The organism is Aliidiomarina sp. B3213, assembly GCF_003290085.1.
Classification (GTDB): Bacteria; Pseudomonadota; Gammaproteobacteria; order Enterobacterales; family Alteromonadaceae; genus Aliidiomarina.
Genome location: NZ_QMKJ01000003.1, coordinates 243888 through 258112 on the forward strand (window position 1 = coordinate 243888; position 14225 = coordinate 258112).

At 45.8% G+C, this 14225-nt stretch carries 10 protein-coding genes; 4 read left to right on the plus strand and 6 right to left on the minus strand.

The annotated features are described in order from the left end of the window. Nucleotides 1-153: 153 nt before the first annotated feature. The 3 genes from ntrC to glnA all read right to left on the minus strand — a co-directional run bounded on the left by ntrC (nucleotide 154) and on the right by glnA (nucleotide 4193). A complete protein-coding gene (gene ntrC, locus DQX04_RS10570; protein ID WP_111915896.1) occupies nucleotides 154-1560 on the minus strand; it encodes a nitrogen regulation protein NR(I) in 1407 nt (468 codons plus the stop codon). Then, nucleotides 1557-2654 (minus strand): nitrogen regulation protein NR(II), encoded by a 1098-nt coding sequence (glnL, locus tag DQX04_RS10575; RefSeq protein ID WP_111916000.1) that lies wholly within the window; start codon nucleotides 2652-2654, stop codon nucleotides 1557-1559. Before glnL ends, ntrC begins: the two co-directional genes overlap by 4 nt. A 129-nt stretch (nucleotides 2655-2783) precedes the next feature. After that, a complete protein-coding gene (glnA, locus tag DQX04_RS10580) occupies nucleotides 2784-4193 on the minus strand; it encodes a glutamate--ammonia ligase (RefSeq protein ID WP_111915897.1) in 1410 nt (469 codons plus the stop codon). A gap of 335 nt (nucleotides 4194-4528) precedes the next feature. Here glnA and DQX04_RS10585 point away from each other — a divergent pair, with 335 nt between their 5' ends. The 3 genes from DQX04_RS10585 (at nucleotide 4529) to DQX04_RS10595 (ending at nucleotide 9148) form a co-directional block, all read left to right on the plus strand. After that, complete coding sequence (locus DQX04_RS10585) at nucleotides 4529-6016, plus strand: S10 family peptidase (RefSeq protein WP_111915898.1); 1488 nt, start codon at nucleotides 4529-4531, stop codon at nucleotides 6014-6016. 132 nt (nucleotides 6017-6148) lie between these two features. After that, nucleotides 6149-7804 carry a sensor histidine kinase gene (locus DQX04_RS10590; RefSeq protein WP_126266351.1) on the plus strand — a complete coding sequence of 552 codons (1656 nt, stop codon included), beginning with the start codon at nucleotides 6149-6151 and terminating at the stop codon, nucleotides 7802-7804. Nucleotides 7805-8104: 300 nt separating this feature from the next. Next, entirely contained in the window at nucleotides 8105-9148 is a 1044-nt protein-coding gene (locus DQX04_RS10595) for a CNNM domain-containing protein (RefSeq protein ID WP_111915900.1), read from the plus strand. Here DQX04_RS10595 and DQX04_RS10600 read toward each other — a convergent pair. Then, complete coding sequence (locus DQX04_RS10600) at nucleotides 9145-10188, minus strand: AI-2E family transporter (protein WP_111915901.1); 1044 nt, start codon at nucleotides 10186-10188, stop codon at nucleotides 9145-9147. The genes DQX04_RS10595 and DQX04_RS10600 overlap by 4 nt on opposite strands. Nucleotides 10189-10203: 15 nt before the next feature. Continuing rightward, complete coding sequence (locus DQX04_RS10605; RefSeq protein ID WP_111915902.1) at nucleotides 10204-11277, minus strand: serine hydrolase; 1074 nt, start codon at nucleotides 11275-11277, stop codon at nucleotides 10204-10206. 255 nt (nucleotides 11278-11532) lie between these two features. Between DQX04_RS10605 and typA the strand changes: the two genes are divergently transcribed. Next, nucleotides 11533-13374: a translational GTPase TypA gene (typA, locus tag DQX04_RS10610; protein ID WP_111915903.1), complete on the plus strand. Its 1842-nt coding sequence runs from the start codon at nucleotides 11533-11535 to the stop codon at nucleotides 13372-13374. 85 nt (nucleotides 13375-13459) lie between these two features. On the opposite strand, the gene DQX04_RS10615 is transcribed toward typA, so the two are convergent. Continuing rightward, nucleotides 13460-13837 carry a hypothetical protein gene (locus DQX04_RS10615; RefSeq protein WP_111915904.1) on the minus strand — a complete coding sequence of 126 codons (378 nt, stop codon included), beginning with the start codon at nucleotides 13835-13837 and terminating at the stop codon, nucleotides 13460-13462. Between the last annotated feature and the right edge of the window lie 388 nt (nucleotides 13838-14225).

Consider the following 14225-nt stretch of genomic DNA (forward strand, 5'->3'; position numbering starts at 1 on the left):
TGTTACCTCTTTACACTGTGCTAAGCCCTTTAAAAACGGCACTAGATTTAGCAAAAGCCCGTTTTTATTGAGTTTAGCCTGCCTTTTGTAAAGATAACATTGTAAAGATAAAGAGGGGAATTAAGAGTCTTTACAGACATATTTACGTTTTCTTTAACTTTCGCGCTTAAGTTTCCGCGTCAGTGTATTTCTACCCCAGCCTAAGCGCTCTGCGGCTTTTTGCTTATGACCACCGGTAGAATGAAGCGCTTCCTCAATGGCAATTTGTTCAATATTGCCCATCAATTGCGTAAAGCCTTCGGTGTCGTCAGCTTGGAAGGTCTTTTTAAGGGCATTGCGAAAACCCAACCACCAATCTTGATGCAATTCAGACGCAGACTGGAAGCCCTCACCATTACCATTAATTTCTGGTGGTAGTTCGTCTACGTCCACTCTGTCGCCACTCGCCATAACCGTAATCCAACGACAGGTATTTTCGAGTTGCCGCACGTTCCCCGGCCAAGGCGCAGCTTGTAGCTTTTTCATAGCTTCCGCAGAAACCGACTTCACACCGGTTTGTAATTCTTGTGCTGCCAAACCTAGAAAGTGCTCTACCAATAAAGGAATGTCTTCTCGGCGCTCTGCCAAAGTAGGCAAGCGAACATGAATTACGTTTAGGCGATGATACAAGTCTTCGCGGAACTTACCTTCTTCTACCGCTTTCGCTAAATCGATGTGTGTAGCGGCAATAACGCGCACATTTACCCGAGTAAGCTCATGGCTACCTACGGGGTAAAATTGACCTTCTGCCAATACCCGTAGCAATCGAGTTTGCACGCCAAGTGGCATGTCGCCGATTTCGTCTAGAAATAATGTGCCACCGTCGGCCTGCTTAAAGCGACCATCACGTTTTTGCACTGCGCCCGTAAACGCGCCTTTTTCATGGCCAAACAATTCCGACTCAATTAAGTCTTCTGGAATGGCCGCCATATTCAATGCCACAAAATTACGCTCGGCGCGGTCACTATGCTCGTGCAACGCTTTTGCCACCAACTCCTTACCCGTTCCCGAAGGGCCGGTAAGTAAAACACTGACATGTGAACGTGAAAGCCTGCCGATAGCGCGGAAGACTTCCTGCATTGCCGGCGCTTCACCAATAATCAGACTTTCATTGTCTACCTTCGGTGCTTTCTTTTTATTTTGCTTTGCGTTGCGGCTCACTGCGCGTTCCGCCACCGCTATAACATCGTCTAAATCAAATGGCTTCGGCAAATACTCGAATGCACCGCCTTTAAAGGCATTTACAGCACTATCTAGGTCAGAGTGAGCTGTCATCACTACCACGGGAACCTGTGGCCATTGCGCTTGCACATGGGCGAGAACGTCCATGCCATTCATACCGGGCATGCGTACGTCGGTAATTAATACCGACGGAGGTTCTTCAACTTCCATAGCTTTGAGCAACTCTTCGGGTAAACCAAACAACCGAACATTCCAACCTGCGTTCTTAAATGTTCTTTCCATTACCCAACGAATAGAGTCGTCGTCGTCGAGCACCCACGCTAATGTACTTGTACTCATGCAGACACTCCTTGTTCAGCAGCTTCTTGGGCAGCGCGCATGGCGTCGGTGTAGGGTAGGAATATAGTGAATTGTGTTTCACCGGGTTGGCTAGTGAGTTCTATTTTTCCTTCGTGCTGGTGCACTAAGGTTTGCGCGATAGAAAGACCCAAGCCTGTGCCACCCTCTCTACCGGTCACCAGTGGGTAAAACAAGGTGTCTTTTAGTTCTTCAGAAACCCCTTTGCCGTTATCGATAACAGAAATAAGTGCAACTTGGCGGTACTGCTTACCGTAAATGGTTTCTTTATGGCTAACGCGTGTTTTCACCGTTAAACGACCACTTTCACCTAAAGCCTCAACCGCGTTATTGAGTAAGTTTAATAACACCTGCTCCATTTGGTCGGCACATAAAATAAGTTCTGGTAGGCTCGGGTCGTAGTCTTCGTAAAGCTCAATGCCGGAAGGTAAATTCACTTTTAAGACATTAAGCGCACTACCAATGACAGCATGGGCATTCACTGACTCTCGCTTACCGAGCTGATTTGGCCCCAATAAACGGTCGACTAAGTTTCGCAAACGATCCGACTGGCTCATAATCATTTGCGTGTATTCTTCTAACTCCGCATTTTGCAATTCAGCATTGAGCAACTGAGCCGCACCGCGAATACCCCCCAAAGGATTCTTAATTTCATGTGCTAAACCGCGCACCAACTGTTGCGCTGCGGCTTGCTGGTGGCGTTGTAACTCTTCTTGGTTCAACCGACGAATAAGATCGACCTGGCGCATTTCTAAAACCAAGCCTTCCACACCCTCGAACGAAACAGGGCTGGCACTCAGTTCTATGGTCATTTTCTTGCCGTCGTGCAGCACAATGGCTACGTCGCTGTCGGTAAGGCTTTGCTGCTCGCTTAATACCTGTTGCAATAAACCGGGGCTTAAACTAGTGAAGCGAAAAACACTTTCAAACGGTGCGCCAAGCAAACGCCTGCCACTACCGGCAAATATAGATTCTGCACGACCATTGGCGTAGGTAATGTGTAAGCGTTGATCAAGCACCACAACAGCTGTGGTCAGCTGTTCGAATAATTCGGCAAAATCAGATTGCGTGGCCATGCTTACACTCCGAGGTTCTTCGAAAAGGTTCGGCTGAGAAAAAGAATGCACCATTTTGGTGCATTTCTTAGAAAAGTGCAAGATGAGCGCGCCTTGTTCAGCGACAAGGCCGCGCTCCAGTAAAACAACTTAGCAGCTGTAATACATGTCGAACTCAACTGGGTGAGTAGTCTTGTTCAACGTTTCAACTTCTTGACGTTTAAGGTCGATGTAAGCGTCGATCATGTCGTCGGTCATTACGCCGCCTTTAGTCAAGAACTCGCGTCCTTTGTCTAGGCTGTCTAGCGCCATTTCCAATGAAGACGCAACTGTTGGAATATCTTTAGCTTCTTCTGGTGGAAGGTCGTAAAGGTCTTTATCCATTGCATCACCAGGGTGAATTTTATTCTGGATACCGTCTAGACCCGCCATCATTAACGCAGTGAACGCTAAGTAAGGGTTCGCTACTGGATCAGGGAAGCGAGCTTCAATACGACGACCTTTCGGGTTACCTACTAAAGGAATACGAATAGACGCTGAACGGTTACGCGCTGAGTACGCAAGCATTACTGGTGCTTCGAAGCCAGGAACCAAACGCTTGTATGAGTTGGTTGCTGGGTTAGTGAATGCGTTCAATGCACGCGCGTGCTTAATAATACCGCCGATGTAATAAAGTGCAGTTTCAGACAACCCGCCGTACTTGTCGCCAGCAAATAGGTTTTTACCGTCTTTCGCTAGAGACATGTGAACGTGCATACCTGAACCGTTGTCACCTACAACTGGTTTTGGCATGAAGGTCGCTGTTTTGTTGTAAGCGTGCGCTACGTTGTGTACCACATACTTAAATACCTGCATTTCGTCAGCTTTGTTGGTCAAAGTGTTGAAGCGAGTTGCCACTTCGTTTTGACCTGCTGTTGCTACTTCGTGGTGGTGCGCTTCAACTACAAGACCCATGTCTTCCATAGTTTCAGACATCACGCTACGAATATCGTGAGCAGAGTCTACCGGTGGCACTGGGAAGTAACCGCCTTTAACACCTGGACGGTGCGCAAGGTTACCTTCTGCATAGTCTGCACCTGAGTTCCACTTCGCTTCTTCTGAATCGATTTTGTAGAACGAACCGCTCATGTCGGTGTGGAAACGAACGTCGTCGAACAAGAAAAACTCTGGCTCTGGACCAAACAATGCTGTGTCAGCTACCCCTGTAGACTTAAGATATTCTTCTGCGCGTTTTGCGATAGAGCGTGGGTCACGGTCGTAACCTTGACGCGTGTCTGGCTCTAGAATTGAGCAACGAACGATAAGCGTAGTTGACTCAGAGAACGGGTCGATTACCGCAGTTGTTGGGTCTGGCAATAGCACCATGTCAGACTCGTTGATGCCTTTCCAACCAGAAATTGACGAGCCGTCGAACATTTTGCCTTCTTCGAAAAACTCTTCGTCAATTTGAGAAACAGGAATAGTAACGTGCTGCTCTTTACCTTTTGTGTCGGTAAAACGCAGGTCGACAAAGCGAACCTCTTCTTCTTCAATTAACTCCAGCACGGCTTCGATAGACATGGATAACCTCCAGTTAGTGTTTAAAGGGTCAAACGCCAAAAGTGCAGATTCAGTATGGCACAGCTTTGGCGCTTTTGCCCTGAATTTGCAACCGTTGTGCCACAACTGAAAAACCTCTATAAATCAGTTATTAACGTTTCAAAGCAAATTTCCAGCAAGGATTTACATAGCTAAATGCACAATATTGGTGCGACGCAACGCGCCAAAGTGGTGCGCAGTTTCAATAAGTCCTCTCAATCGTGTTTTTTATACGCCTTGTCGGCGATCAACTAGTCTTTTGAGGAAATAATGCTAGGTTATATGCACTTTATTACAATACTGAGGAGTTTAAGGTTATGAGAGCTCAATTAAGTGTGCTACTCACATTACTCGTTTTTATGGTGCCTGCGAGCGCAACGTTTGCAGACGACCACGCTTTAGTACCCGAACCAAGCGTAACCGAACATCGGGCTCGCATTAATGGCGACAACATCCGCTACCGTGCGATTGCTGGCGACACCGTGATTAAAAATGACGACGGTGAACCTGTTGCGGCTATCTTTTCAACTGCGTATTTCAGAACAGACGTAGACAATGCAACGCGGCGCCCCATTACTTTCGTTTTCAATGGCGGCCCAGGCTCTTCTTCAGTATGGCTGCACTTAGGTTTATATGGCCCACAAAAAATAGTTCTACCTAGCGACGCCGAGAACCCAGGCGCTGCACCTTACGAACTTACCGACAATCCAGACAGCTTGCTCGACATTACTGATTTAGTGTTTATCGACCCAGTAGGCACCGGCTTTTCTCGTGCTTTGGGTGAAGGTAAAGGTTCTGACTTTTGGGGCGTGCAAAAAGACGCTGCAGTTTTAGCTGAGTTCATTCGTTTATTCACCACTGAACACAACAAGTGGAATGCACCAAAATACTTAGCGGGTGAAAGTTACGGTACAGCGCGCGTAGGTGCGCTACTTGCTGAAATTCAGCAAGGTTGGGGCACTATGCCGATTAATGGCGTGCAACTGATCTCTTCAATCGTAGACTTCGGTACAGCACGCACCGACCCAGGCAACGACTTACCGTATGTAACTTACTTGCCAACTTATGCCGCTATTGCTTGGTATCACAATGCATTACCCAATCAACATGAAAACCTAGAAGCGTTCTTAGACGAAGCACGTGATTTTGCTGCAACCGAATTGCACACTGCACTTTTCCAAGGCGCACGCTTAAGTGAACAAGAAGAGCAGCGCATTATCGACCGTCTTCACTATTTCACAGGTTTAGACAAGTCGTTTATTAGCAATGCGAACCTTCGTGTCGAACCGCACCGCTTCTTCCGCGAACTACTGCGCGACCGTGGTCAAGTTGCAGGTCGCTTAGACGGTCGCTATATCGGTGAAGAATGGGACAATGCGGGCGAATTCCCTGCAGCAGATCCTTCAGCTTACGGCATAGACGGTCCTTATACTGCAGCAATGAACTACTACCTGCGCAACTCGTTAGGTGTAAACCGTACAGAGCAGTACAACATTCTTAGCGGTCGTGTTTTCGGCGGTTGGGACTGGAGTACGCCACGCGGGCAACAACAGGGTTACCACAACCTTGCTCCGCACTTCGCGACAGCTCAAGAGCGTAACAACGACTTTGATATTTTCATTGCCAATGGCTATTTCGACGCTGCAACGCCGTTCTTCGCAACCGAACATAGCTTCAACAATAACGGCATAGATCCAAGCCGCGTAACCATGAAATATTATGAATCAGGACACATGATGTACATTCATCATCCGTCGCTAGAACAGTTGGTGCGTGATCTGCGGGAATTCTACGCTAACGACTAAGGCAGATTAATTAACATTGAATACCTGCGAATTGTTATAATTTGTAAATAAAATTAGCGTTTTAGAAGCGACTCTCTATACTAAAGACTCTTACGTTCTTTACCTTTAGAGGGTCGCTTTTTGGTTTCTCTGTTGAAAAAAAGTCGCGCATATACAATAGCTTTGGCTGCAATGCTTCTGGCAGGCCTGCTGTTGACTGCGGTTGTGTATTACGCAGCAGAACGAAATCAATTCAAAGTATGGGAATACCGAGCTGTTGCCGAAGCAGAACGTATGAGCAACGAGCTTATTTACCGAATGGAACTAGAGCGTGAACCTTTACTTAGCCTCGCTACGCTTTACAAAGGCTCGCGGGAAGTTACAGAAGAAGAGTTACGCGCGGCGCATGACAATTTATTTTCCTTCACCCAGTCTCGAAATAATATGGCCACAGGCTGGTACAACGCAGCATTACAACAGTTTGAGCAAACTTCTGGAAACTTCGCTTGGCCTGTCACGCAAGAACTTCCAACACCCATTAACCTTGCGATTGAACATAGCTTAAACAACGGCAGCAATTTATATGTAGCTCCGCTGTTTCAGTATGAAACTAAAAGTTACCTTGCCATGTCTGTGTCGGTTATGAATAACGGACAAGAAGGCGCTTTAATCGTAGTTATTCCGTTTAACGACATCTTAATGCGCGTCGCGAGCGACATTCTTGACCAAGGGAAAAGCCTCAGCATTTTCACGACCGAGCAACCGCTTGTTAACCACGCACAGCTCACGCCTTTAGCTACAGAAGCAGAAGCTATACATTTTATGTCTTTAGAGTTCGGTGGAAATACACTTAATTTTCGCTGGGCTTTAGACGCAGACAATAGTCCGTTATGGCAAGAAAGTAATCTTGGTTTATTCATCATTTTTGTTGGCATTACGGTTACATGTTTAGCCGTTTTTGCTTACGGCGCAGTTTTATTTCACAACATCCGCGTAGAGACATCTGTGCAACAGCGCACGAGGCAGCTCAAGGAAACTTATGAGGGTCTACAATCTGCAAATGCCAAGTTAGTTCAGCAAGAAAGGTTGGCTTCGCTAGGTAAGTTGGTTGCAGGCATCTCTCATGAGCTTTCAACCCCTATTAGCAATGCTTACATGGGAGCGTCTTTGCTCGACGACGTTGTGAATGATCTTAAACAGCTTGAGTCACCACCGAAAAGCGTTACCAAGCTTGAAGAAACGGCTAGCTTGCTGAAAAGCAGTACGCAGCGTGCCACCGACTTAATTACCAGCTTTAAAGAAGTTTCGATTGAAACAACCAGTACTAAGCCTAGTCATTTGGCTTTAAAAGACCTGGTCGATGAAGTTATTACGTCACTTAAAACAGACATCCAAAAGAAAAACTTCAGTGTGTCCAATACGGTCGACCCCAGCCTTTATGTGGAAGTTTTCGCCGGGCAGCTTGCAACTGTACTCACTCACCTAGTGCAGAATGCGCTCGTACATGCGTACGCTTCTCGAGCAGAAGGGCGTGTAGATATTTATGCGAACGAAGTAGACGGTAACCAGGTAGAGCTTTGTGTTGAAGACTTTGGTGAAGGTATGAAACCAGAAACTATGGTGCGTATTTACGAACCTTTCTTCACCACACGACTGGGCCAGGGTGGCAGCGGTTTAGGCATGCACGTGGTTTACAACATTGTCGATGCTGTACTTCTAGGAAACATCGAAGTGCAAAGCACCGAGCAAAAGGGCACCAAATTTATTATTCGTTTCCCTAAAACTAGACAGACTAAGGAATTTAGATAAAATTAGCGTCCGTTTTTAACCCATAGGGTTTTAGGGCTTGTTGACCTTTGCTGGTTGCTTTTGCAGCAGTTTGGCTGTTGTTTATACAAGGCAGAGCTTTTGATGTGTAGTTATTCTACATGAAGCAAGCTCTAACGCAGTAGAAAGGCCAGCCAAGCGCTGCCCTTCGGGTTCGTCTGGCGACGCTTTGCTTTTTGTCACTCGCGCCTTATTTAGAATAACTAAACTTCGTTGCTCGTTTCGCGATCAAAACGTCGCCAGAACGAACAAAATCTAAACAGCAAAGGTCAACAAGCCCAAATGTTCTTACTCATCGTTTTTGCTTTTATCGCCATTGGCGTTTCTTTTCTCTGCTCTATTCTAGAGGCCGCGCTTTTATCTATAACACCAAGCTATGTTGCTAAATTGAAGGAAGAGCGACCTCGCCTACATAAGAAACTCGGCGTATTAAAGTCGAACATCGACCGACCTTTAGCCGCAATTCTGACCTTGAATACCGTAGCACACACTGCTGGGGCCGCAGGCGTAGGCGCGCAAGTAGGCGTGGTATTTGGTGACGGTTATTTAGCGGCAGCTTCCGCCATTATGACCATACTTATTCTGGTGCTTTCGGAAATTGTTCCAAAAACTATTGGCGCAAAATTCTGGCGCCAACTCGCTCCGTTGCTTCCAGGCATTCTCAACTTCATGATTGTGTCTTTGAAGCCGTTTATCTGGATGTCCGACAAAATAACTCAGCGTATTGGCGGTGAAGAAAATATCGACGTGCGTTCAGAAATTAAAGCGCTAGCGACACTGGGGCATGAACAAAAAGCAATTGATACCGACGAGCGACGCGTAATTAGCAATATTCTTGATTTGCACACCATTCGTGTGCGCGACGTAATGACACCACGCACAGTTTGCCAAGCTGTAGAGCCAGACGAAACCGTGAGTGACTTCTTGCAACGGGTAAAAGCCATGCCCTATTCTCGCTTTCCGGTGATCGACAAAGACGAAGTACCGCACGGCTTTATTCTTCGCAACGAAGCTTTAGAAGCTCAAAGTGATTGCGAAATTAAAGACCTAGCACGGCAAGTGGAAGTGGTTATGGAAACCATTGACATTGAACAGGTGATGACGCGTTTGTTAGAGCAAAAGCAACACATGGCACTGGTGTTCGACGAACATGGATCGTGGCTTGGTCTGGTTACACTAGAAGATATTATTGAAACCATTCTAGGGCAGCCCATCATGGACGAAACCGACACCATTCCAAGCCTACGCCGCTATGCAAAGCAGAACTGGAATAAAAGACTTCAACGAGGCAATGGCAACGCTGACGAGACCAAGCCAGACGCTTAGTCGTTTTGTAAGTCTTTCGCGAAGATCTGCCAACACACTAAAAATAATGCGGCGATGAGTGGCCCAAGCACGAAGCCATTCACGCCCATCAGTGATATACCACCCAAAGTAGATAGCAGTACGACATAGTCTGGCAGTTTGGTATCTCTGCCCACCAAAATCGGGCGCAGCACATTGTCTGCCAATCCAATAATAATGGCTCCGTAAGCAATTAAGATACTGGCGCTTATCCAGTCGCCTATCGCAAACAAGTAAATTGCAAAAGGGAACCAAACCAGTGCAGCACCCACTGCAGGAATTAAGGACAAGATTGCCATAATGACTGCCCAGATAATCACGGCCTGAATTCCTAAAATCCAGAATATAATGCCGCCAAGTGCGCCTTGCGCAATAGCAACGATAATATTGCCTTTCACAGTCGCTCTTGTTACTTCAGCAAATTTATTGAACAGTGTTTTTTCTCTGCCTTTGCCAAATGGCAATGCGTCAACCATCAGATCAGTAAGCTTCGAGCCGTCACGCAAGAAGAAAAATGTCAGGTACAACATAATCGCTAGGTTTACGATAAAGTTGAACGTACCCGTTCCAAAGTTGACCGAGCTTCGAGCAATGAATTGGCTTGAGTTTACTGCGAATTGAGAAAATCTTTCACGCAAGCTATTCATGTCGATATCTAACTTTTCAAAAAGGGTTTGAATAATTGGGAAAGCTTCGCGAATACGGGTTATCACTTGCTGTGGGTCGATGTCACCCGCGTTGATCGCCTCATACAGCCGAATTCCTTCTTTTACAAAAGACCCGGAAATCAGCAAAATAGGAATAATGACTATAACGACTGCGACCAACAACGTAAGGCCTGCACTTAAATTGGGGCGATCACCAAGCTTTTTCTGAATAGCGTTCTTGAGGGGAAAGAAGATTACAGCCATCGCCACAGCCCAAAATATGGCTGACCAAAAAGGAACGAGTATCCAAATAAATAACACGCTGACGGCCGCAAGCAATAACATAAAAGACCGCCGCTCTAGATTTTCTCTCATCCTGGTTGTCCTTCGTTAATCTTTCGCTGAGAACATTGCGCCGATCAACCGATATAAGTTCTGTTGATTGAATTCGACACCCTCTTCGGTTTGCACGCGGTGCACAAATACGAAGTCACTACCTGGATATACAGCTAGCATGTGCACGCCAACACCTGTGTGGTAGAACGATTTGGTTGCTCTCTCCTCGTTCGGGTTGATCACATTCCATAGGTAACCATAGCCAAAATCCATGTAGGGATTCGTCACTGAGTATGAAGTAGTACTCTCTTCAATCCAACCTTGCGGAATAATTTGCTCACCATTCCACATACCACCGTTCAAATAAAGTTGGCCATAAAGCGCCATGTCATAAGCCGACATTCGAAAGTGATAATCAGGGTACTTGGAAAGCTCGGGTTCGTGCATATAGAAGCCGTCCGCTTCGTATTCACCCAATTCGTCGCCTTCTTGGTAAGTCACATAATCACCTTGGTATTGGCGCATACCGATGGGTTTTGCAATTTCTTCAAGGAAAGCTTTGTAAATACTAAGCCCTGTTTGTTGCTCGAAAATGGCGCCAGCCACATTAAAGTCCCAGTTGTTGTAAACATATTGAGTACCGGGCTCAACGCTATTGCGTTCGGGTATGTTTCTGAGCATGCCTGCACTGGTGGCAGCAGACGGGTGATAAATTCCAGACCGAGCTTGCAGCAACTGGCGAACCGTTGCGGATTTCTCCAATTCAGAAAGCCCGTGTATGTCATCGAGGTCGAGTGAGTCTATGGTAGCATCCAAGTCAATCATGCCGCGCTCGACATAGATGCCGAAAATACTATTGAGCATCGATTTGCGAATAGAGTGAATGGTGTGCTTCTCGAAAATATCGCCATAGCTATAAACAATTTGCCCTTCATGCATAAGCACAATCGACGAACTGCCTGCCTCTTCCGCGATTTCAGTGAGCTGTTGTAACTTTTCATCGTCAAAACCCGCTACCTCAGGGCTGATATATCGAGGTTCCGGCGCCTGTTGAAGCGAACAACCCGCCAAAAACAAACAAAACCCTAGAAGTAGAGAAAACCTAGCTAGCTGCATTCCTTTCACCATTCTTGCGCTTATAAACCACTGTATAGTAACAAGATTGTAGTCAAACACAGCTCTTAAAATGTTACGACATGTGAAGCTAGACTACCTGCACATCCACATTTAAACAGAAAATTCATAAAAGCATTTCAATGCCGCCTGTTTTTTACGCACTCATACCTGTATAATCCCGACCTATTTTTTCAGCCGCATGTTGTAAAGATGCTTGGAAATCATTCCAAACCATTGAATGTGGCACCTCTAAACTGGAAAGCAAGTATGACCGACTTAAAGTCTAAAGACGTCAAACATCTACGTAATATCGCTATTATCGCGCACGTTGACCACGGTAAAACTACCTTGGTTGATAAACTTCTTCAGCAGTCTGGCACGCTAGAAAGCCGTGGCGAACTTGAAGAGCGCATCATGGACTCTAACGATCTTGAAAAAGAGCGTGGAATTACCATTTTGGCGAAAAACACTGCAATCAACTGGAACGGATACCACATCAACATTCTTGATACTCCGGGCCACGCTGACTTCGGCGGTGAAGTAGAACGTGTATTGTCGATGGCAGACTCGGTTTTACTTTTGGTTGACGCTGTAGACGGCCCAATGCCGCAAACACGTTTCGTAACCCAAAAAGCTTTCGCACACGGTTTGAAGCCAATCGTTGTTGTGAACAAAATCGATCGCCCTGGCGCGCGTCCTGATTGGGTTATCGACCAAGTATTCGACCTATTCGACAACTTAGGCGCAACCGACGAACAGCTCGACTTCACTATCGTTTATGCTTCTGCATTGAACGGCTACGCGTCTACTGACGCTGAAGCTCGTGATGGCAACATGGACCCATTGTTCCAAACTATCGTTGAACAAGTTCAACCACCAGAAGCAGACGAAGACGGTCCTTTACAGTTACAAATTTCTCAGCTTGATTACTCAAGCTATGTTGGCGTTATCGGAATTGGCCGTATCCGCCGTGGTTCAGTGAAGCCAAACCAGCAAGTTACTGTAGTAGGTGCCGACGGTACAACGCGTAACGGTAAAGTAGGCCAAGTATTTGGTTACTTAGGTCTTGATCGCCTTGAAGTAAACCAAGCAGGCGCAGGTGACATTTGCGCAATTACTGGTTTGGGTGAACTTAAAATTTCAGACACAGTTTGTGCTGTAGGTAACGCAGAAGCGATGCCAGCACTTACCGTTGATGAGCCAACAGTAACGATGACCTTCCAAGTAAACACTTCTCCGTTCGCGGGTAAAGAAGGTAAGTTCGTAACTTCTCGTCAAATTCTTGAGCGCTTACAACAAGAATTGGTACACAACGTTGCACTTCGCGTAGAAGAAACAGAGAACCCAGATAAGTTCCGCGTTTCTGGTCGTGGTGAGCTTCACTTGGGTGTTTTAATCGAAAACATGCGTCGTGAAGGCTTCGAGCTTGCAGTGTCTCGTCCTGAAGTAATCATCAAAGAAGTTGACGGTGTTAAACAAGAACCGTTTGAAACCCTAACTGTTGACGTTGAAGAACAGCACCAAGGTTCTGTAATGGAAGCTCTTGGTCTACGTAAAGCAGAAATGACCAACATGCAGCAAGACGGTAAAGGTCGTACACGTATCGACTTTATCGTACCAAGCCGCGGCTTAATTGGTTTCCAAACTGAGTTCATGTCACTCACTTCAGGTACTGGCTTGATTTACCACGCGTTCGACCACTACGGTCCGCACAAAGGTGGCAAAATTGGTCAGCGTACTAACGGTGTATTGATTTCAAACGCGCAAGGTAAGTGCTTGTCTTATGCACTATTTAACCTTCAAGAACGTGGTCGCTTATTCGCAACTCACGGTGATGAAGTTTACGAAGGCCAAATCATCGGTATTCATAACCGTTCAAACGACCTAACCGTAAACGGCTTGAAAGGTAAGCAGCTTACTAACGTTCGTGCGTCAGGTACCGACGAAGCAACTACACTTTCTCCGCCTATCCGCGTAACTTTGGAGTCTGCACTAGAGTTCATCGACAATGACGAACTAGTAGAAGTAACACCAGAGTCGATTCGTATTCGTAAGAAGCTTCTTACCGAAAACGAACGTAAACGCGCTTCACGCACAAGCGGTGAATAAGGCTTAGCTTCTAGGCTTTGAATGCAAAAAGGCTTTCCGATTGGAAAGCCTTTTTTGTTTGGGGTCCAAGAGATGAAAATCTAACTCAAGTTATGTACGCACCATAGTAAGTAAGCCCCATCTCATCATTTAAACGGATATTTATACAGAAAATAATTAAATTCAAAGTAGGCAACGATAAAGTTAGAAGACGCTCGAATGGTTTTAACTCTCTCGATATAACCCAGGCATTTAAAAATAAGCTTAAAAACACAGCAGCACTCAGGGTAATTAAATAGATATCGCCTTCCACTAAGAACGAATTTCCAACCACTAAGTTAATTGCTAAAAGAAGTAAAACATATAAGGCTATTCGTTTGTTTTTCTTGAAAAGAGAAAAAACGAGGTACGCATTGCCGACACTGATTACAAAAACAATTGCAGTTATAAATCTACCTATCACCAAGAGTGTCTGGTAATCCATACAGTCAAACCTCGAAAAAAAGGTTGGAAATGTTAAGTCATTCAACTATCTCAACAGATAGCGCTTCGAAACAGGCCAACGCAAAGCTTGAGCAATTATTTCGAATTCTGCCGGTTATCTCTACTACTCTTTCCTTCGAAACTACATCATGTTTCCTAGAAAAATAAACCGAAACATCAAATACTTCGCCGCATGGTAAAAGCTTTTCAATATTCCGACGCACCGAGAGTACTGCAACTCGGCTGTAAGGGTGTCTCTGATCATGCTCATTAAGGCTAGTCTTGAGATTATTTGAATCGGAATTATTGACGCTAACGGTCAACGTGGCAGACATAAAATCATGATGTTGGAAAACATCAGTGGGAATACTCTCAGGAGTGACGCTCTC

Coding starts and splice junctions, on each gene's coding strand:
- ntrC (WP_111915896.1), bottom strand. CDS start 1,560: ATGAGTACAAGTACATTAGCGTGGGTGCTCGACGACGACGACTCTATT.
- glnL (WP_111916000.1), bottom strand. CDS start 2,654: ATGGCCACGCAATCTGATTTTGCCGAATTATTCGAACAGCTGACCACA.
- glnA (WP_111915897.1), bottom strand. CDS start 4,193: ATGTCTATCGAAGCCGTGCTGGAGTTAATTGAAGAAGAAGAGGTTCGC.
- DQX04_RS10585 (WP_111915898.1), top strand. CDS start 4,529: ATGAGAGCTCAATTAAGTGTGCTACTCACATTACTCGTTTTTATGGTG.
- DQX04_RS10595 (WP_111915900.1), top strand. CDS start 8,105: ATGTTCTTACTCATCGTTTTTGCTTTTATCGCCATTGGCGTTTCTTTT.
- DQX04_RS10600 (WP_111915901.1), bottom strand. CDS start 10,188: ATGAGAGAAAATCTAGAGCGGCGGTCTTTTATGTTATTGCTTGCGGCC.
- DQX04_RS10605 (WP_111915902.1), bottom strand. CDS start 11,277: ATGGTGAAAGGAATGCAGCTAGCTAGGTTTTCTCTACTTCTAGGGTTT.
- typA (WP_111915903.1), top strand. CDS start 11,533: ATGACCGACTTAAAGTCTAAAGACGTCAAACATCTACGTAATATCGCT.
- DQX04_RS10615 (WP_111915904.1), bottom strand. CDS start 13,837: ATGGATTACCAGACACTCTTGGTGATAGGTAGATTTATAACTGCAATT.